This is a genomic window from Mariniflexile soesokkakense (assembly GCF_039650365.1).
Lineage (GTDB): Bacteria > Bacteroidota > Bacteroidia > Flavobacteriales > Flavobacteriaceae > Mariniflexile > Mariniflexile soesokkakense.
In genome coordinates, this window is the sequence record NZ_JAZHYP010000004.1 from 61,804 (window position 1) to 80,092 (window position 18,289).

At 33.4% G+C, this 18,289-nt stretch carries 20 protein-coding genes; 15 read left to right on the plus strand and 5 right to left on the minus strand.

The window, feature by feature from the left end:
- Positions 1 to 43: 43 nt before the first annotated feature.
- Together VP395_RS09915 and VP395_RS09920 are read left to right on the plus strand one after the other, a co-directional pair.
- Positions 44 to 523, plus strand: coding sequence for an Hsp20/alpha crystallin family protein (locus VP395_RS09915; protein ID WP_346241849.1), 480 nt, complete (start codon positions 44 to 46; stop codon positions 521 to 523).
- A gap of 82 nt (positions 524 to 605) precedes the next feature.
- Positions 606 to 1,031 carry a 3D domain-containing protein gene (locus tag VP395_RS09920; protein WP_346241850.1) on the plus strand — a complete coding sequence of 142 codons (426 nt, stop codon included), beginning with the start codon at positions 606 to 608 and terminating at the stop codon, positions 1,029 to 1,031.
- 2 nt (positions 1,032 to 1,033) lie between these two features.
- On the opposite strand, the gene VP395_RS09925 is transcribed toward VP395_RS09920, so the two are convergent.
- Both VP395_RS09925 and VP395_RS09930 read right to left on the minus strand, forming a co-directional pair.
- Entirely contained in the window at positions 1,034 to 1,267 is a 234-nt protein-coding gene (locus tag VP395_RS09925) for a hypothetical protein (protein WP_346241851.1), read from the minus strand.
- 71 nt (positions 1,268 to 1,338) lie between these two features.
- Positions 1,339 to 1,590 (minus strand): ExbD/TolR family protein, encoded by a 252-nt coding sequence (locus VP395_RS09930; RefSeq protein ID WP_346241852.1) that lies wholly within the window; start codon positions 1,588 to 1,590, stop codon positions 1,339 to 1,341.
- Between the two features lie 269 nt (positions 1,591 to 1,859).
- On the opposite strand from VP395_RS09930, the gene VP395_RS09935 reads away from it, so the two are divergent.
- Positions 1,860 to 2,534 (plus strand): hypothetical protein, encoded by a 675-nt coding sequence (locus VP395_RS09935; RefSeq protein WP_346241853.1) that lies wholly within the window; start codon positions 1,860 to 1,862, stop codon positions 2,532 to 2,534.
- 4 nt (positions 2,535 to 2,538) lie between these two features.
- On the opposite strand, the gene mgrA is transcribed toward VP395_RS09935, so the two are convergent.
- Positions 2,539 to 3,552: an L-glyceraldehyde 3-phosphate reductase gene (gene mgrA / locus VP395_RS09940; protein ID WP_346241854.1), complete on the minus strand. Its 1,014-nt coding sequence runs from the start codon at positions 3,550 to 3,552 to the stop codon at positions 2,539 to 2,541.
- Between the two features lie 171 nt (positions 3,553 to 3,723).
- Here mgrA and VP395_RS09945 point away from each other — a divergent pair, with 171 nt between their 5' ends.
- The 9 genes from VP395_RS09945 (at position 3,724) to VP395_RS09985 (ending at position 12,213) form a co-directional block, all read left to right on the plus strand.
- Positions 3,724 to 5,277, plus strand: coding sequence for a DEAD/DEAH box helicase (locus tag VP395_RS09945; protein WP_346241855.1), 1,554 nt, complete (start codon positions 3,724 to 3,726; stop codon positions 5,275 to 5,277).
- A 114-nt stretch (positions 5,278 to 5,391) separates the two neighbouring features.
- The gene (locus VP395_RS09950) at positions 5,392 to 6,510 is read left to right on the plus strand and encodes a DEAD/DEAH box helicase (protein ID WP_346241856.1); all 1,119 of its coding nucleotides are present in this window, start codon (positions 5,392 to 5,394) and stop codon (positions 6,508 to 6,510) included.
- A 25-nt stretch (positions 6,511 to 6,535) separates the two neighbouring features.
- Positions 6,536 to 6,988, plus strand: a complete 453-nt coding sequence (locus VP395_RS09955) for a cold-shock protein (protein WP_346241857.1) — start codon at positions 6,536 to 6,538, stop codon at positions 6,986 to 6,988.
- Positions 6,989 to 7,042: 54 nt separating this feature from the next.
- Positions 7,043 to 7,936 (plus strand): EamA family transporter, encoded by an 894-nt coding sequence (locus VP395_RS09960; protein ID WP_346241858.1) that lies wholly within the window; start codon positions 7,043 to 7,045, stop codon positions 7,934 to 7,936.
- Positions 7,926 to 8,771, plus strand: a complete 846-nt coding sequence (locus tag VP395_RS09965; protein ID WP_346241859.1) for a DMT family transporter — start codon at positions 7,926 to 7,928, stop codon at positions 8,769 to 8,771. The genes VP395_RS09960 and VP395_RS09965 overlap by 11 nt, the downstream gene beginning before the upstream one ends.
- An 80-nt stretch (positions 8,772 to 8,851) precedes the next feature.
- On the plus strand, positions 8,852 to 9,898 hold the full coding sequence (locus VP395_RS09970; RefSeq protein ID WP_346241860.1) for a glycosyltransferase family 9 protein: 1,047 nt from the start codon (positions 8,852 to 8,854) through the stop codon (positions 9,896 to 9,898).
- Positions 9,899 to 9,908: 10 nt separating this feature from the next.
- Positions 9,909 to 11,144 carry a glycoside hydrolase 5 family protein gene (locus VP395_RS09975; RefSeq protein ID WP_346241861.1) on the plus strand — a complete coding sequence of 412 codons (1,236 nt, stop codon included), beginning with the start codon at positions 9,909 to 9,911 and terminating at the stop codon, positions 11,142 to 11,144.
- A 91-nt stretch (positions 11,145 to 11,235) separates the two neighbouring features.
- Positions 11,236 to 11,784, plus strand: coding sequence for a DUF4251 domain-containing protein (locus VP395_RS09980; protein WP_346241862.1), 549 nt, complete (start codon positions 11,236 to 11,238; stop codon positions 11,782 to 11,784).
- A 12-nt stretch (positions 11,785 to 11,796) separates the two neighbouring features.
- Positions 11,797 to 12,213 carry an OsmC family protein gene (locus tag VP395_RS09985; protein WP_346241863.1) on the plus strand — a complete coding sequence of 139 codons (417 nt, stop codon included), beginning with the start codon at positions 11,797 to 11,799 and terminating at the stop codon, positions 12,211 to 12,213.
- A gap of 90 nt (positions 12,214 to 12,303) precedes the next feature.
- Here the strand turns inward: VP395_RS09985 and VP395_RS09990 are convergent, their stop codons facing one another.
- The gene (locus tag VP395_RS09990; protein ID WP_346241864.1) at positions 12,304 to 14,277 is read right to left on the minus strand and encodes a T9SS type A sorting domain-containing protein; all 1,974 of its coding nucleotides are present in this window, start codon (positions 14,275 to 14,277) and stop codon (positions 12,304 to 12,306) included.
- Positions 14,278 to 14,546: 269 nt separating this feature from the next.
- On the opposite strand from VP395_RS09990, the gene VP395_RS09995 reads away from it, so the two are divergent.
- The 3 genes from VP395_RS09995 to VP395_RS10005 all read left to right on the plus strand — a co-directional run bounded on the left by VP395_RS09995 (position 14,547) and on the right by VP395_RS10005 (position 17,187).
- Positions 14,547 to 15,173: a dioxygenase family protein gene (locus VP395_RS09995; protein WP_346241865.1), complete on the plus strand. Its 627-nt coding sequence runs from the start codon at positions 14,547 to 14,549 to the stop codon at positions 15,171 to 15,173.
- A 62-nt stretch (positions 15,174 to 15,235) separates the two neighbouring features.
- On the plus strand, positions 15,236 to 15,781 hold the full coding sequence (locus VP395_RS10000) for a 2'-5' RNA ligase family protein (RefSeq protein ID WP_346241866.1): 546 nt from the start codon (positions 15,236 to 15,238) through the stop codon (positions 15,779 to 15,781).
- Between the two features lie 206 nt (positions 15,782 to 15,987).
- Positions 15,988 to 17,187 carry an acyl-CoA dehydrogenase family protein gene (locus tag VP395_RS10005; RefSeq protein ID WP_346241867.1) on the plus strand — a complete coding sequence of 400 codons (1,200 nt, stop codon included), beginning with the start codon at positions 15,988 to 15,990 and terminating at the stop codon, positions 17,185 to 17,187.
- 44 nt (positions 17,188 to 17,231) lie between these two features.
- Here the strand turns inward: VP395_RS10005 and VP395_RS10010 are convergent, their stop codons facing one another.
- A complete protein-coding gene (locus VP395_RS10010) occupies positions 17,232 to 17,876 on the minus strand; it encodes a thiamine phosphate synthase (RefSeq protein ID WP_346241868.1) in 645 nt (214 codons plus the stop codon).
- Positions 17,877 to 18,289: the final 413 nt, after the last annotated feature.

Below are 18,289 nucleotides of genomic sequence, written 5' to 3' on the forward strand. Positions count from 1 at the left end.
TATAGTCTATAAAATTAATTGTATAACTTTAAAATATTTAATTATGAGTACTTTAATCCCAACAGTTAAAAATGGCAATAAAAAGCCAGCAGAATCTAATTTTAATTTATTACCAAGTTTACCATCTTGGTTTGATGATGTTCTAGGTAAAGGACTAGGAACAGAATTTATGTCAAACTTTAATACAGGCATCACTTTGCCAGCGGTTAATGTTATTAATTCTGATAATGAATTTGTAATAGATATGGCGGTTCCTGGATTGAAAAAATCCGATTTCGAAATTAATATCGATAATAATGTATTATCAATAGGTGTAGAAACAAAAACAGAAAACAACGAAAAAAAAGATAACTACACACGTAGAGAATTTGGATACTCTTCATTTAAAAGAACATTTACCATTCCTGATTCTGTAAATTCAGATAAAATTTCGGCAGATTATTCAGATGGTATTTTAAAAATCCATCTACCAAAAAGAGATGAAGCCAAAAGAAAGCCTGTAAAGCAAATCAAAATTTCTTAGCATAAGGGGGCAAAAAAGCTCCCTTTTTTATTGCAATATATTCGTAGAGTAATTTTGTATATTTAGAAATTAAAAATGTGATATGTATAAAAAGGCTCTTATAATACTGGTTTTAGTTTTTGCCTTTAGTTGTAAAAAAAAAGAAGTTCCTTTTGAAGCTAATTATGATTGGTACGATTTAAAAGTCACAGCTTCGGCATACAATTCGGTTGTTTCGCAAACCGATTCCAATCCACATATTACTGCGTTTGGAGATAGCTTAAAACCTGGATTGAACTACATTGCAGTATCCAAAGATTTGTACAGAAAAGGCTTAAAACATAATACGCCCGTAAAAATAAAAGGATTCGACAGTATCTTTTTTGTTAAAGACCGTATGCATCCACGATGGAAAAATAAAATAGATATTTATATGGGAATAGATGTTAAAGCTGCAAAAAAATGGGGTAGAAAAAAGGTCTCAATTTCCTATGGCATATTGAAACCTGTAGATAGTATTAAAAAGTAACCTTATTTAATTTCAGTTTCAATAAGCGTAAAAGGATACGCTTCTCTTACTTTTTTCAATTCTTCATTTGTTAGTTTGCCCGAAGGCTTTTTTAGCACGTGTGCAGAATAAGTGTTTCTTAGTTCATAATAAGCTTTTATTAATTCATTTTGTACAGCAACAAATTGTTTGTATGAAGTTTGTTGTCCGTTTTGCAAAGAAACAACTGCTACTTTCGGATTGTTTGATGCATCCAAAGATTTCTTGCCCGAGCAATATGAACAACTGCCATCACCATTATTATCAATAAAACTCTTGGTAATATCTTTTAAGCTTCAATAGAAACAATGTCTTTTCCAACCATTATTTCATCGTCGTTATTAATAACGATACGCAAAATATTTCGTTCGTTAACAGGACTTGTGCAATCTATTCCTGGAGGACATGCTTCAGGTAAAACTCTGTTAATTCCTTCGTCTGAAGAAATGGTTGCCGTTACCAAAAAGAAAATAAGTAACAAAAACGCAATGTCTGCCATAGACCCTGTATTTACTTCGGGCATTAATTTTGAATGTCTCATGATTTATAGTTTAAATGTTAATAAAAACCTAAATCACAAAAACAATACCATAAGCATAAGGGTATCAGAGGATTATAAATTGTATCTGAAAATAAGTAATGAACAATAGTGAATAGTGAATAGTGAATAAAATTTAGCTTTCGGAACGGTTTTTGTTAAATGATTCTAAAATAAAGGCGCTTACCAAGGTGATTTTAAGATAAAAAAATATCTTTGACAAATAATAAAGCCTTTAATTAGTATAAACCCAAAACTATTTTATAAAACTGATGAAGTTATTTTTATCATTTTTTATTTTCTTAACAGCAACGTTTTTTGCTAACGCTCAGATAGATAATCAAAAAAAATCTACAGCTATACCTGCGGTTGAAAGTAAAAAAGAAGTTGATAACACGCCCAAAATAATTCCTTCACAACCCGATAACACCAACAATAGAACTTTTGGAAGTTTAAACGTACCCAATCTGTCTACGGGTGTTGAAACCCCTAAAAAAGAGTTTTCATTATTTGGTGAAAAATTTGGAAATCCAGGAGAGCTATATGAAAAGAGACTTAACAAAAAAGAAGAAGAGTTAAAACCAGAAGGTCATGGTGAATATGCTGGTTTAAAAGAAGATGCATATTGGGGTGATTACAGAACCAAATCAGAATACATAGACATTTCATATAGAGACTATGGACAAGTTGATGGAGACTTTTTAAGAGTTTTAGTTGATGATGATATTATAAGGTCTAATGAAGGTTTAACTCAAAATTTCAATGGTTTTAGATTAAGGTTAAAAGAAGGACTGAATAAAATTGAATTCTATGCAATAAACGAAGGTTCGTTGCTTCCAAATACTGCTGAATATAGAATTGTTGACCAATGGAGTAAAATAATCACTGGTAAAATATGGGCGTTGTCAGCAAATGTAAAAGTTACTATTATTATCGTAAAAGAATAGATTTTTAATAAACAATCTTATCAATCATTTTTAATTCATCTTCAGTAAAACTCAAGTTATCCAAAGCTTTTACATTTTCCTTTAATTGATTGGCAGAACTTGCTCCTATTAAAACCGATGCAACTTGTGGTTGTCTTAAAATCCAAGCAATAGCCATTTGCGATAATTTTTGACCACGATTTTGTGCTATCGCATCTAAAAGTTGCACTTTTTCTAGATTATTGGTTACTGTATCAACATTCAAATACGTTAAATCTTTAGCAGCTCTAGAATCTTTAGGGATCCCTTTTAAATATTTGTCGGTAAGCATGCCTTGTGCTAAAGGAGAAAAAGCAATACAACCCACTCCGTTTTGGTCTAAAGTATCTAAAAGACCATTTTCAACCCAACGGTCAAACATAGAATAGCGTGCTTGATGTAATATAAAAGGTACATTTAAGCGCTTTAAAATTTTTGCGGCTTCTTGGGATTCCTTTGGTTGATAGTTGGAAATACCCACATACAAGGCTTTTCCTTGACGAACAATATCTGCTAATGCCCCCATAGTCTCTTCTAATGGCGTATCGGGGTCGGGTCTGTGGTGGTAAAAAATATCAACGTATTCCAATCCCATACGCTTTAAACTTTGGTCTAAACTCGAAATTAAATATTTTCTAGAGCCAAAATTCCCATAAGGACCAGGCCACATGTCATAACCTGCTTTACTGGCAATAAACAATTCATCTCTATAATTTTTAAAATCTTTTTTAAAAATGGTTCCAAAATTTTCTTCTGCAGAGCCATATGGAGGACCATAATTATTTGCTAAATCAAAATGGGTAATACCTAAATCGAATGCACATCTTAATACCTCTCTACCGTTTTGGATGTTATCAACAAATCCGAAATTATGCCATAAACCAAGTGACATAGCAGGTAAAAGCACACCGCTTTTTCCTGTTCGTTTATAGGTCATATTTTCGTAGCGACTAGAATTTGCTACATATTCTTTTGTTTCAGATTTATCGTTGATTTGCATATTCAAAAAAATTAAAGACCAAATATATAAATTACTTTTTTAGTAAAAGTGTTATACCCCATTTGATGCTATTTTATTAATAAAATTAAAATTCATTTGAAATTTTACAGCAAACATTCGTCATAAACCCTTTAAAGATGTTATTTTTGCACGCCTTATATTAAGAGATACATGTCCATATCAAAAACAGAATTAGAAGAAAGAAAAGCAGGTAAAGATTTATATAGCTACCAAAAAGGGGCTATAGATAAAATTTTTAAAGCTTTTGAGGAATCTCCTGACGATTATCATTTGCTCTACCAATTACCAACAGGTGGTGGTAAAACAGTTATATTTTCTGAAATTGTAAGACAGTACCTGAAGCACCACAAAAAGAAAGTGTTGGTAATGACACACCGTATTGAATTATGTAAGCAAACCTCTAACATGCTTACAGAATTTGATGTTGTAAATAAAGTAATTGACAGTAAAGCCGATTTAAGTGACCAAGGGAATTACAGCTGTTTTGTGGCCATGGTTGAAACCTTAAACAATAGGTTGAACGACGATAAACTCGATATTTCCGATATTGGTTTGGTTATTATTGATGAGGCTCATTACAATTCATTTACCAAATTATTTAAGTTTTTTAGTCAGTCGTTTATTTTAGGAGTAACGGCAACGCCTTTAAGTTCGAGTATTGAATTACCAATGACCGATAATTATGATGAGTTAATTGTTGGCGAAAGTATCGAGTCACTTATTGCAAACGGATTTTTGGCACAAGCCGAAATGTTTACCTACAACGTAGGCTTAACCTCGTTGGTAGTTGGAGCAAATGGCGATTATACAGTTAAATCATCAGAAGATCTGTACACTGACAACGACATGCTTACCAAGTTGTTACAGGCCTACGAAGAGCGTTCCAAAGGTAAAAAGACCTTAATTTTTAATAATGGTATAAACACATCCTTACATGTTTATGATACCTTTAGAAGAGCAGGCTATCCTGTGGCACATCTCGATAATACCAATACCAAAAAAGAGCGCGCCATGATACTTAAATGGTTTAAAAAGACACCTGATGCCATTTTAACATCGGTTAGTATTTTAACCACTGGTTTTGATGAACCTACAGTAGATAGTATTATTTTGAATCGTGCTACTAAATCGTTAACCCTTTATTATCAAATGATTGGTCGTGGTTCTCGTATTTTAAAAAACAAAAAAACTTTTAGTGTTATAGACTTAGGAAACAACTTTCACCGCTTTGGTCCTTGGGGAGATAATTTAGATTGGCAACGTATATTTAAGTCACCAAATTATTATTTAGATTCAATTTTAGGTGATGAAGAGTTGGAGAGCAATTTCAGATATGAAATGCCCGATGAATTGCGTGCAGAGTTTTCGAGGTCAAAAGAAGTGTATTTCGATATTCAAAAAACTTATGTAGATTCTATTAGAAACGGTGAGTCTTCAAAAGTGGTTTTAGAACGTTCTATTGAGCAACATGCAAAAATCTGCATAGAGAACAGTGAAGATGTTTATGATGCCTTAGGGTTGGCTAAAATGCTTGGTGATGATGTTGATTTTAGAATTCAACGCTATACAAAATGCATTAGCAAAAGCACCTTTAATTTTGTTGAATGGTTGAAAGACGATTATAAGAAAAAACTAAATTCGTATTTGCGATCTAATTTTGACACTGTTTTTGAAAATATTCATGGCTATCCTCCAGAAGATTAGTTAAATTAATTACGAATCAAGAATTACGGATTATCAATTGTTCTTTGTTAATTGTCAATTGATAATCGATAATTGTTAAAGAAGGCGTACATTTGCAGCATCGTAATTAAAAGTATGCCAACATTTTCAGATTTAGGGGTTCAAAAAGACTTTGTAAAAGCTCTTAAAGAATTAGATATTAAAACCCCAACCGATATACAGGAACAAGCCATTCCTGTATTATTGCAATCATCAACCGATTTTATAGGATTAGCACAAACTGGCACAGGTAAAACTGCGGCATACGGCTTACCTATTTTACACCAAATAGACACTTCTTTAAACCATGTGCAAGCGTTGATATTAGCGCCAACACGTGAGTTGGTACAGCAAATAAAGAAGCAGCTATTTAAGTTCACAAAATTTTCCGAAGAAAAAATATTTGCAGAAGGCGTTTATGGTGGCGAAAAAATAGACAAGCAAATTTCAGCTTTAAGAAGAACAACTCATATTGTTATTGCAACACCAGGACGCTTATTAGATTTAATAGAACGCGACCATGTAAACATAAAATACATTAAAACCTTAGTGTTAGACGAAGCCGATGAAATGCTAAGCATGGGTTTTAAAGAGGATTTGAATAAAATATTGAAATACAATACAGGTAAACGTCAAACATGGTTGTTTTCCGCAACTATGCCTGAAGAAATTCAGCGTATTATTAAAACTTATATGTCGCCAAATGCGGTTAGGGTAGAAGTAAACAGGAACGATTTGGTTAATGTTAACATTACTCACCAGTATATTTCAACCAATATTAAAGAAAAATTCAATATCTTAGTAACATTGTTAGGTAGAACAAAAGACGAACGAGGTATTATTTTTTGCAGAACAAAAGCAGGCACTAAAGATTTAACCGAAAAACTTCAAGACGAAGGCTTTTCAGTTGGTGCTTTAGAAGGTGATATGCAGCAAAAAGAGCGCGATAAAGTAATGCGTGCTTTTAAAAATGGTTCATTACGAGTTTTAATTTCTACCGATGTATCTGCAAGAGGTATTGATGTTGATAATTTATCATTTGTTATTCATCACCAACTCCCAGAACAATTGGAATATTACACACACAGAAGTGGTAGAACTGCACGAGCAGGGAAAAAAGGAAACTCCATAGCATTGATAATCCCTGGAGAATTACAAAAAATACACGATATTCAAAAGGCTTTGAATATTCAAATTAAAGAAACAATCATATAATTAATTAAACCCGTTAACATAAACAATGGCAAAATCACAAGTTACTTTTAACAAAATTGAAAAAGAGAAGAAGCGCTTAAAAAAACGAGAAGATAAGCAAAAGAAAAAAGAGGCTCGTAAAGCAGAAGCAAAAGACAACCCACAAGGTATCCAGTTTGCTTATGTAGATTATAATGGTAATTTAACCGATACACCTCCAGATCCTAATTTAAAAGTTAAGGTGGATGCAGAAAGCATTGAATTAGGTATTCCTAAAAAAGAGGATAGAGGTGAAGAAGAGCCAACAGGAAAAGAAGGTAAAGTATCATTTTTTGACACCTCTAAAGGTTTCGGATTTATTCTTGACAGTATCAATCAAGAAAAATATTTTGTGCACGTAAGTGGTTTGTTAGAGCCGATTAAAGAAAATGATAAAGTTTCTTACGAATTGGAGCGCGGTCAAAAAGGTATGAACGCAGTTCGAGTAAAAAAGATTTAACACTTTTTAATATATAGTCTATTTTAAGAATTTATGAGTATACCTCGTAAAACTATGCTCATAATATTGGCATTTTTTGCCATTTATATTATTTGGGGTTCTACATATTTGCTAAATAAAATTGTAGTTACAGAAGTAGCACCCTTGTATTTGGCTTCTATCCGCTTTTCCACAGCGTCTGTTTTAATATTTATAATTGCCAAGGTTTTAAAGCTTAGTTTAGTTATTAGCAAGAGGCAATTTTTAAACAATGTTTTTGCTGGTTTTTTATTTCTGGTGTATGGAAACGGTGTATTTGTATGGGCACTAAAATATGTTGATAGTGGTTTTGGAGCTTTAGAAGCATCTATCCAGCCATTAATGGTTTTGATAATGATGCGCATGATTGATGGCAAGAAAATTCAAAAAAAATCTATTATAGGTATTTCTCTGGGTATTATTGGCATGTATTTATTGGTTAGTCAAGACCAGATAGTTTTTCAAGAAAACAGTTTAATAGGTATTATCATGATATTTACCTGTGTAATTAGCTGGAGTTGGGGTAGTTTGTTTGTGGCAAGAGCCGAATTAGGCCCCAATTATTTTGTTAATACCGGTTACCAAATGCTATGCTCTGGTATATTACTTTCTTTTGTTAGTTTGTTGTTTGGCGAAGTTTGGCTATCTCCGCTACATTGGAGCGTTTCAGCTCAATGGTCAATGGGACTTCTTATTGTGTTTGGTAGTATTGTGGCATTTACAGCGTTTAATTATTTGCTTAAAGAAGTGTCTACCGAAAAAGTATCTACTTCGGCTTACGTGAATCCTGTGATAGCCTTAATTTTAGGATGGTATATTTTAGATGAACAGATAACGGGACAATCAGTAGTAGCCGCTATCATTTTATTAACAGGTGTGTATTTTATAAATTCTAGGCGTACCATAAAACCAAGAATGCATGGACGCTAAAAATGCTATAAAATTCATGATTTTAAGTACCATGGCATTTGCTTGTATGAATGCCGTTGTTAAATATCTAGACAATGTCAGCACCTATCAAATTGTGTTTTTTAGGTCGTTAGGCTCGCTATTCTTTACCTTTGGATATCTACTAAAAAACAAAATACCGTTTATTGGAAATAAGAATAAACTACTAATTTTAAGATCGTTAGTTGGAGCAACCTCCATGTTGTTTTTCTTTATGTCTGTTAAATATTTATCGGTTGGGACAGCTGTTTCTTTGCGTTACACGGCACCCATTTTCGCAGCCATTTTTGCCGTTTTTATTCTTAAAGAACAAATCAAGCCTTTTCAATGGTTGTTTTTTGTCGTTTCATTTATTGGGGTTTTGATTTTAAAAGGCATTGATAGCCAAATAGATACTTTTGGTTTATTGTTGGTTATAATAGCGGCGATACTTAGCGGCTTGGTTTATATTATGATTAACCAAATAGGGCAGAGTGAACACCCCGTTGTGGTTGTTAATTATTTTATGATTACTGCTATGATTTTAGGCGGCGTACTTTCTATTGGGAATTGGGTCACCCCATCAGGTATCGAATGGCCATTATTATTAAGTCTGGGTGTTTTTGGATATTTCGGACAAATTTATATGACCAAAGCATTTCAAACCGCTTCAACCAACATCATTGCGCCTTTAAAATATATAGAAGTTGTTTTTACCGTGTTATTAGGAATAACTTTATTTGGTGAGATATACACATTTTGGAGCTTATTTGGTATGGTTTTAATTATTTCTGGTTTAGTTTTAAATGTGTGGTATAAAGGCCGATTAAAACAATAAATTCAATATTTTTCAATTACAATTATACCTTAATTTGTAATTTGCAGCTTTAAAAAATCAGTTTTAATTACAATCGAATTATGGCATTTAAACAAAGTATTAATCAGGTTAGAAGACGGTTAATGCATAAAATTACTAGAAGTGTAGGTAATTCTCATTCGGAACCAAAAATTAAACCAGGGCAAAAAATTGATATCAAAAAGGTATTGATTATTAGACCCAATCACAGACTAGGAAACCAATTACTGTTAACACCTTTGGTCCAAGAGGTTATAAATACCTTTCCTGATTGTAAAATTGATTTATTTGTAAAAGGTGGCGTGGCATATCCTGTTTTTAAAAACTTTGAACACGTTAATAAAATTATTCAGTTACCTAGAAAACCTTTTAGCAATATACTAAAGTATGCAGGTGGTTGGGTTTCTATTAAAAGTAAGAAATACGATTTAGTTATTAATGGTGATAAAAACTCATCATCAGGGCGTTTGTTAACTCAAATTGCCAATGCGCCTTTTAAAGTTTTTGGAGATGTTAATGAGGTTATTCAAAAACAGTATCCAGATCACTTACATATTTCAAAATCTCCTATATATAACTTACGCCATTATTTAACAAAGTTGGGGTTTCCCGAAAATGATAATCCTGTTCCTGTTTTAGATATTAAATTAAGTGAATCTGAATTATCTAAAGGCAAGAAAATTTTAGACGACATTATAAAGAACAACAAAAAAACCATTTGCATCTACACCAATGCTACGGGCAATAAATGTTATTCTGAAACTTGGTGGGAAACCTTTTACAGGCGTTTACTAAAGGAATACCCAACATATAATATTATAGAAATGTTGCCTATTGAAAACATTTCGAAAATCAATTTTAAAGCTCCAAATTTTTACAGTAAAGATGTTCGAGAAATGGGTGCTATTATAAAAAATACGGCCGTATTTATTGCTGCCGATAATGGTGTTATGCATTTAGCCAGCGCATCTATTACACCAACGGTTGGATTCTTTTCGGTTACAAATCCTGATGTTTATGAGCCTTATGGCAATGGTAGTTTTGCTTTAAACACCAACGAAACTGATTTAGAAGATTGGATAAAAGCGCTTGACACCATATTAAAATAGGTTTATATCTATGTTTATCCATGTTAAAGGCAATCAATTCATAAAAAACAATCAACCCTATCATTTTATTGGTACTAATTTTTGGTATGGAGCACATTTAGCTGCAAAACAATCGGGTGATAGAGCGCGTCTTTTGAATGAACTTGATATTTTAAAGGAACACGGCATTACAAATTTAAGAATCATGGCAGGTTCTGAAGGTTCAAACCATTTGCCTTATAGTATTCCTATCTCCATGCAACCTGAACTTGGCGTTTATAATGATGATATTTTGGAAGGATTAGACTTTTTAATTGCTGAAATGCAAAAAAGAGACATGCACGCCGTATTATGTTTAAGCAATTTTTGGTACTGGTCTGGTGGCATGTCACAATTCCTTTCTTGGGTTACGGGTGAAGCTGTTCCGTATCCAAACGACACGAACGATTGGGAAAAATACATGCGTTTTACAGCTGAATTCTATACAAATGAAGCTGCTATTCAAGCATATAACAATCATTTAAAATTCATTATAGAACGTATAAACACCATTACCAATATCTCTTATTTTGAAGAACCAACTATTATGAGTTGGGAAATAGCTAATGAACCTTATGCGATCCAAAATCAAGTTGAATACCTTAAATGGATTGATAATTCCAGTTTATTGATAAAGCAATTAGCACCAAATCAAATGGTAACCATAGGAGGAGAGGGCAATACCCCATTTCCGTGGTTTACAAACAACAATAGTTTGACTGATTATAAGTTTGATGGTTTAGATTATATAACCATCCATATTTGGATTCAAAATTGGGAATGGTACAATCCAAAAAAGCATAACGAGACTTATAATGAAGCTTTGAAGAAAGCGAAAAACTACATAAACGAGCATTTGTCTATAGCGTCAACTTTTAACAAACCTATGGTTTTGGAAGAATTTGGTATTTCAAGAGATAATTTAGAACACACAAATCAATCACCTGTAAATCATAGAGATATGTATTTTAAAGACGTGTTTGATATTCTCTTAGAGAACATTAAAAATAAAACCAATTTTGTGGGCTGTAACTTTTGGGCTTGGGGAGGTTTTGGTAATGTAAACACCCCTGGAGAGGTTTCAAATAATAACATGGAATTTATTGGAGACCCCGCACACGAACCACAAGGTTGGTACAGTGTTTTTGAATCGGATGAAAGTACACTGCAACTTATAAAAACCTATAATTCTAAATTGAAAGAGTTAAATAATCTTGATTTATCATAAAAACCAATTACCTGTCAATCTCATTTTAACGTTTTTTATTACGTAAATTTACAAGTATTTAGTAATTTAGGAAGTGTTAAAAGTATTGAAAATGAAATCTGTTTATTTACTTATCGGGCTGTTTATAATCGCTATTACATCATGTAAATCGTCTAAACCTACTATAAATCAAACTGAAATAGATGCTTTTAATGCGATGGTAGCAAATAAACACTTCCGTATTGAATCGGATTGGGCATATCCACAAGTCACTAATGCTATGCAGCAAGTATTAAGTTCAGGATTATTACAACCTGGTAGTGCCGCAGGAAGTATTAATTTAATAGGGAATTCTAACTTTTTACGTATTTCTGGTGACAGTATCTCATCCTATTTACCCTATTTTGGTGAACGCCAAATGAACGTTGCTTATGGTGGAAGTGATAGTGCTATTCAGTTCAAAGGTTTAGTTGAAAACTACAAGGCCATACAAAACAACGACAATAGCTATACTATAAATTTTGAAGCAAAAAACAACTCCGAAAATTTTAATGTGTTTATAAAACTAAGTCCTAATTTAAACAGTAACATAACAATTAACGGTACGTCTCGAAATACCATTCGATACTCAGGTAACGTAAAACCAATTAACAATAAATAAATATATAAAATTATGAAGTTTACAAGAAAAGCAAGCGCTCAATGGAAAGGAAGCGGAAAAGATGGAAAAGGTACTGTAACCACAGCAAGTAATGTGCTTAACAAAACACCATATTCATTTCATACACGATTTGAAAACGCAGCAGGAACCAACCCAGAAGAATTAGTAGGGGCGGCCCATGCTGGTTGTTTTGCAATGCAACTAAGTTTTTTATTAAATGAATCAGGTTTCACTGCAACAACTTTAGATGTTTCTGCAACAATAACGTTTGAAGATGGCAGTATTGTTCTTATTGTTTTAAATTTAGAAGGACATGTGCCCGATATAAGCGAGAAGGAATTTGTACAAATAGCTACAAATGCTAAAGAAATTTGCCCAATATCGAAGTTATTAAATACAACTATAGAATTAAATGTAAACTTATCATAAGTTAAGACTGTTTTTAGATAAAAAAACGCGAAGCAATGCACAACTGCTTCGCGTTTTTTATTTATTTTTTTTAGCTCAAGAGACTGTTCCTTATTGTTTTATAAATTTAAATTGACTCCATTGGTTTGCCATCTTAACTTTTAAAATATATAACCCTGCATTGAAACCTTCTAAGGGGATACTTATTTTTCCGTTTTTAACTTGAGAAACTTTTGCATCAAAAGATTTTAATTTGCTTCCTAAAATATTGTAAATAGACACGTTGGCTTCACCACTAAAGTTATTTCCTAAAAGAACAAACAACTCTGTAGTTACAGGATTGGGATAGTATGCAATATCTAAACCTCCATCAGTTTCAAAATCATCAACCCCCAATGTGCTATCGGTTTGGTTGTTACTAATGTTTGCAACAAGACTATTAATATAAACTTCTACATTAGTATAGTTAGGATCTAAAGTATAGGTAATCCCATCAGAGGCATTATTGCTATTTAATCCATTGGCAGCTTCCCAAGTATCTGGCATGCCATCATTATCGGTATCGGTAGGAGCTGGACTGCTGTTGTAAACAGGCCATCCACCAACATCGCTCTGAGTATCAATAAGTCCGTTAGTACTTCCATTTGAACCTGTGTAAGTATACGTGCCATTTAAGGTTTCGTTTACAATTCTAGCATCAACAGCATCTCTAACTAAACTAGCACCAACGTAATTTAACACCTTATCATAAGCCACAGTAGCTAAACTAGTACTTATGGAGCCAGCATTAAATTCGGTATTAGATTTTAATTCGCTTTTACTTTTAGATGAAGGATTTGGATGCATGCCAACCCAGTTATCATTAGTAACCGTTGTATTTCCATTCACAAAATTACCATTGACATAAAACGAACCCCAAATACCTGCGGCTTGAGAATTACTGCCATTATCTGCATTGGGCGAAAATATACGAGCACTAACCCCCGATTTTGTTGCTGGACCTGGTTTGTAGTAATTATTAACCAAATCGTAGCGCCCGCCTTCACCAGCATAACCACTATTACCACCCCAATTATAAATAACATTATTACGAAAATCGATTAGCTCTAAATTAGCTTGGTTAGAATAACGACTTCCACAAAAACGCGGATTTCTACTATCGTGATGCGCCAATAAGTTGTGATGAAAACTAGCACCTTTACCACCCCAAATACCACCGTAACCATGTGTACCTTTAGCATGTACAGAAACTCTCAAACTTTCTGATAATACACACCATTGCATAGTGAAATTTGTATTATCATAAAATGAGGCACACTCATCGGTACTCCAACTCATCGAACAGTGATCTATAATAATGTTGCTTTTATTTCTACCATTTATGGCGTCGTTTTCATTAATGGTTTCATCGCCCATTCTAAATCGCATATACCTAATAATAACATTATTGGCATTTACTACTACGGTATAATTTTTTATGCAAATACCATCACCAGGGGCTGTTTGTCCAGCTATGGTTATATTATCATTATTTATACTAAGGTTAGAATTAAGAGCAATAATACCAGATACTTTAAACAATACAATTCTAGGGCCACTAGCTGCAACAGCAGCTCTAAAACTACCTGCTCCCGAATCGTTAAGATTAGTTACATAAATAACCTGTCCACCTCTACCTCCTGTTACGTTTTTTCCATAGCCATCTGCAGTAGGGAAGGCTAGAGAAGGGCTTGCAACGGGTGCGTCATTTACAGTTATAGTGCCACTTTTACTTGTGTTTAAGTTTCCTCCAACTGTTGAGATGGTATATGGAAACGAACCTGCTTCTGTAGGTGCTCCACTAAAAGTAACTTTACTTTGGCTGTTATCAATAACAACAGAAATTCCAGCAGGCATACCTGATACCGTTACTGTAGTGGCATTTTCCCAATTATAATAAAAACTTAGGATAGGGCTTCCCAAATTAACGGTTTGCGATGAACTGCCAGAACCATGTTTTATCAAAACGGCATCAGCTACAATGGTTTCTCCCTTGGCACTTAGCCAAAAAAGAGAAACAAAAATAAAGGGTAAAAATCTTTTCATTTTTTAATATTTAATTGCTTAGTAGTTAGTTGTGTTTTTCTGTTACTTCAAAGATATTCTAAAAGCTAGTATTTTATGTTAAATTAAAATATAAAAAAAGATAGAGATGAGTAAAAAGTGCCTCTGAGATAGTTTTTCTTGAAAGACTTTAAGAATGTCTTTTATCGATATTTTGTCATTTTAACGAGAATTTTTATAGTTTACATGATTTTTTAGGAAGTATCATGTGTAATTATTTAGTTTTAAACGAATTAAATAATAGTGCGCCCATGAAAAATCTATTAACCTTTTTCTGTTTTGTTGCTTTTGCAACGTCATTTCACACACTTATAGCACAAGAATATGCCAGTGTTTTAGACAATGTGCCTCTTAATTATAAGAAACAAAATCCTATTTATAATTTTTCTGAAAAGGAATTAACGAACACCGATACCGTTCCAGATTTCAACTCAAAACCCAATAAACTTAAAATATCGGGTACTATTTACCAAAGTGATGGAAAAACCCCTGCTAAAGACGTGGTGCTTTTTATATACCAGCCCGATGAAGATGGCAATTATGAAATTAAAAAAGACAGCAACCGCAAACGTTACGTACACCACCGCGCTTGGATAAAAACCGATGCCGATGGGCGATACACCTTTTATACTTTTATGCCTGGTAAATATTTGCGTAATAAAGAATTAAAGCAAATTCACCGTGTTATTAAAGAACCAGGAAAACCGGAATATGATATGGCTTCGTTCTTTTTTAATGACGACCCTTTATTACCAGACCTAACATTAACATGTCGTGCTCAAGCAGTACAAAGTATGTTACGATTAGAGAAAGCAGGCGATATGTATGTGGCAACAAAGGATATTAAGCTTACTAAAGACGTTTCAGTATTCCCATAAATTGTTATTTGTAAAACCTGATAGTTGGAGTCTGATAAATTACGATGTAATGATAAGTTATCATGTCCGAAATAAAAATATATAATCTAAGAATTGTACCTCCAAATCCCCTTTATACAGAGGTTAACAATTTCAAAAGCATATTTATTGACACCTTCGGGAAGCAACCGCTTTCCAAATCCAAGCCACATATCACACTGGCGGTATTTGAAATGGATGTACACTATCAAGAGTTTTTAATAAAAGCTTTTAATCAGCTATCGAGCATCAAACAATTCAAACTAAATATCCAAGAGTTTGATATATTTGATACTTCTAATGTTTTGGTTCTTAAAGTTCCCTCGACTGAGACTATAGAATATTTGCAAACACAAATTAAGATCCTTTGGATTAGAGAGCTTCACAGAAAGCATTCATCTCTTATAATACCCACGACACCATACATTACCATATCTAAAACCAATAGTAAAAAAATGCTGTATGACAGTTTAGATTTTTTTAGAAGAATTGATATCCCCAATAAACAAATTGATGTGAATCATTTGGTGCTCGTTTCAAGGCATAAAGGCCGCACTTGGGATTGGAAACATGACATTAAACTCTCTTAATTCTTACGGATAGCTGTAGAATTATTAATGAATTACTATTAAGTATTAATAAAAATGAAGTCTGTATAATAGTTCAACTTTAAGAATGGCACCATCTTTAAACGCTCATTCAATTGGTTTATAATTACTTGTATACAATCTTTGTATTAAAAAAAAGAAATTTTCATATATTATAAGTTATTATTCATCAAGTAAAATCAGCCAATATGCTACAAAATGTTTTAATAGCCCGCGACATATATGCATCAGAAGAACATAAAATGATGCAAAAAATGATTCAGGATTTCATCCACAATGAGATTATAGATCATATTGATACTTGGGAAAAAAATGGTATGGTAAGCCGAGACATTTGGGAACGCGCCGGAGCATTGGGTCTACTTTGTATTGATATGCCAGAACACTATGGTGGCACGGGTTTAGATTTCAGCTTTAGCGCTTTATTTATTGAAGAATTGGCAAAACAAGGCATCAACGGCCCCGGTTTTTCATTGCACTCTGATATTATTGCGCCTTATCTCTTAAAATATGGTAACGAAGCACAAAAGCTAAAATACCTACCCATTATGGCTACCGGAAAAATGATTACGTCGCTTGGTATGACAGAACCAAACTGTGGTAGCGATCTTAAAGCCATTAAAACAACTGCCGTAGATAAAGGAGACCATTATGTGGTAAACGGACAAAAAACTTTTATCACCAATGGTTATATGAGCGATATGAGCATCGTCGCCGTAAAAACCAACATGGGAACAGAGAAAGAAGGTGTGTCTTTATTGATTATGGAAAGCGCTTCTGATGGGTTTGAAAAGGGCATCCCTTTCAAAAAAATAGGCATGAAAGCCCAAGATACCTGCGAATTATTTTTGGACAACGTCAAAGTTCCAAAAGAAAATTTGTTAGGCGAAGAAGGCATGGGTTTTAAAATTATGATGACCGAATTGGCGAGAGAACGCTTAACCGTAGCGCTTAATGCTATTGGTGGGGCAGAAGGTGCTATCGAAAAAACCATTGAGTATACTTCTACAAGAACCGCTTTTAAACAACCCATTGCCAATTTCCAAAACACACAATTTAAACTGGCAGAATGTGCTACACAATTACAAATTCATCAGGCTTTTTTAGATCGCTGTACACGGTTATTAGTAAATCATGAACTTACTGCCGAAAGCGCCTCTATGGCAAAGTATTCAGCCACCGAAATGCACGGTAAAGTAGTAGATGAATGTTTACAATTATTTGGAGGTTATGGGTACATCTGGGATTACCCCATTGCCCGTATGTATGCTGATAATAGAGTCGCCAGAATTTATGCAGGCACCAACGAAATCATGAAATTATTAATCGCTCGTGGTTTGTTTAAAGAGTTGTTTCAAGAGATGAAACGTGCCAAGAGAAATAAATAATTTGAATTTAAAAGTTGTTTTAGAATTCCAAAATCGCACCTGTTTTATTTAAAAGTATGGCGTTGTTCTTCGGTAGCAGATGCTTTTAGCAAGTGGTTAAAAGTTCTAATAGAATCAAAATTTTTGGTAATGGCTTCCGATACCGCAACACCTGAAATACCCGTTTCTAAGATATATGTAACATCGTCTGTGGTGATGTCTCCAAAACCAACAATGGGTGTTTCCGTTTTTAAGGCGTCTATAATGGCGGTGTACCCATTTAAACCTAAAGCAGCACCTAAACCGGCTTCGGTTGTTGTTTTTCTAAAAGGCCCTAAACAAATATAATCAACATCTTTAGTAATTAATGTATTGCAATCTTGCAAGGTGTTTGCGGTACCGCCAATAATTTGCCAAGAAAACAAGTGCCTTCTAGCCACGGTAGGGCAAGGATCTGTTTTTTCTAAATGCACACCATCTGCTTTAACCGCTATCGCTATTTTATGATAGTCGTTAATAATTAACCGGGTTTGAAAATGCGATGTTATTTCTCTGGCTTCTGTAGCTAAATTTAAAAATTTCTTTTCTGATACATTTTTTAAACGAAATTGCACTAATTCGGCTCCAGATGTACACGCTTTTTGGATGTTTTCTAGAATCTCTTTTGGCGAGTTTCCCTGCGATATATAATGTAGTTTAGGTATAATCATGTCTTATATTTCTTGTAATTGGTAATATTCGTAAAGCATATTAAAATGAATTGAATCCCAAAAATACGATTATTATAATAGAGGATTTTGTTGCATAATTATTATTGAAATAATTCTTACAAAATTATATAGTATTTGTATTATAATGTTCTGCGCTATGTAACTTGAGCTTTGGTTAAAAGCAGGACAGAACGTTAAGAAGTAGTCCTGTGGACTATTTTAGCGAATGAGCCAGCTGGCGCTTTGGCATACTACTGTTTCTTGAGAAAATTTATTCTGAAAGTTTCTTTACAATGTTAAGAAACCGCTTACGGTTCACGCTCACCTATTTATTAAAATAGTGTATTCGAGTAAACACTCTTTTTATGCGATAACGTAAAAGGTGGAAGCATAATATGTATGAAAAGACTTTA

What these genes read in the sequence shown, in the direction of transcription:
- VP395_RS10005 (WP_346241867.1), top strand. Translation starts at nt 15,988, where the DNA reads ATGCTACAAAATGTTTTAATAGCCCGCGACATATATGCATCAGAAGAA.
- VP395_RS09970 (WP_346241860.1), top strand. Translation starts at nt 8,852, where the DNA reads ATGGCATTTAAACAAAGTATTAATCAGGTTAGAAGACGGTTAATGCAT.
- VP395_RS09945 (WP_346241855.1), top strand. Translation starts at nt 3,724, where the DNA reads ATGTCCATATCAAAAACAGAATTAGAAGAAAGAAAAGCAGGTAAAGAT.
- VP395_RS09955 (WP_346241857.1), top strand. Translation starts at nt 6,536, where the DNA reads ATGGCAAAATCACAAGTTACTTTTAACAAAATTGAAAAAGAGAAGAAG.
- VP395_RS10000 (WP_346241866.1), top strand. Translation starts at nt 15,236, where the DNA reads ATGTCCGAAATAAAAATATATAATCTAAGAATTGTACCTCCAAATCCC.
- VP395_RS09995 (WP_346241865.1), top strand. Translation starts at nt 14,547, where the DNA reads ATGAAAAATCTATTAACCTTTTTCTGTTTTGTTGCTTTTGCAACGTCA.
- VP395_RS09965 (WP_346241859.1), top strand. Translation starts at nt 7,926, where the DNA reads ATGGACGCTAAAAATGCTATAAAATTCATGATTTTAAGTACCATGGCA.
- VP395_RS09980 (WP_346241862.1), top strand. Translation starts at nt 11,236, where the DNA reads ATGAAATCTGTTTATTTACTTATCGGGCTGTTTATAATCGCTATTACA.
- VP395_RS09930 (WP_346241852.1), bottom strand. Translation starts at nt 1,590, where the DNA reads ATGAGACATTCAAAATTAATGCCCGAAGTAAATACAGGGTCTATGGCA.
- VP395_RS10010 (WP_346241868.1), bottom strand. Translation starts at nt 17,876, where the DNA reads ATGATTATACCTAAACTACATTATATATCGCAGGGAAACTCGCCAAAA.
- VP395_RS09990 (WP_346241864.1), bottom strand. Translation starts at nt 14,277, where the DNA reads ATGAAAAGATTTTTACCCTTTATTTTTGTTTCTCTTTTTTGGCTAAGT.
- VP395_RS09915 (WP_346241849.1), top strand. Translation starts at nt 44, where the DNA reads ATGAGTACTTTAATCCCAACAGTTAAAAATGGCAATAAAAAGCCAGCA.
- VP395_RS09975 (WP_346241861.1), top strand. Translation starts at nt 9,909, where the DNA reads ATGTTTATCCATGTTAAAGGCAATCAATTCATAAAAAACAATCAACCC.
- VP395_RS09960 (WP_346241858.1), top strand. Translation starts at nt 7,043, where the DNA reads ATGCTCATAATATTGGCATTTTTTGCCATTTATATTATTTGGGGTTCT.
- mgrA (WP_346241854.1), bottom strand. Translation starts at nt 3,552, where the DNA reads ATGCAAATCAACGATAAATCTGAAACAAAAGAATATGTAGCAAATTCT.
- VP395_RS09950 (WP_346241856.1), top strand. Translation starts at nt 5,392, where the DNA reads ATGCCAACATTTTCAGATTTAGGGGTTCAAAAAGACTTTGTAAAAGCT.
- VP395_RS09920 (WP_346241850.1), top strand. Translation starts at nt 606, where the DNA reads ATGTATAAAAAGGCTCTTATAATACTGGTTTTAGTTTTTGCCTTTAGT.
- VP395_RS09985 (WP_346241863.1), top strand. Translation starts at nt 11,797, where the DNA reads ATGAAGTTTACAAGAAAAGCAAGCGCTCAATGGAAAGGAAGCGGAAAA.
- VP395_RS09935 (WP_346241853.1), top strand. Translation starts at nt 1,860, where the DNA reads ATGAAGTTATTTTTATCATTTTTTATTTTCTTAACAGCAACGTTTTTT.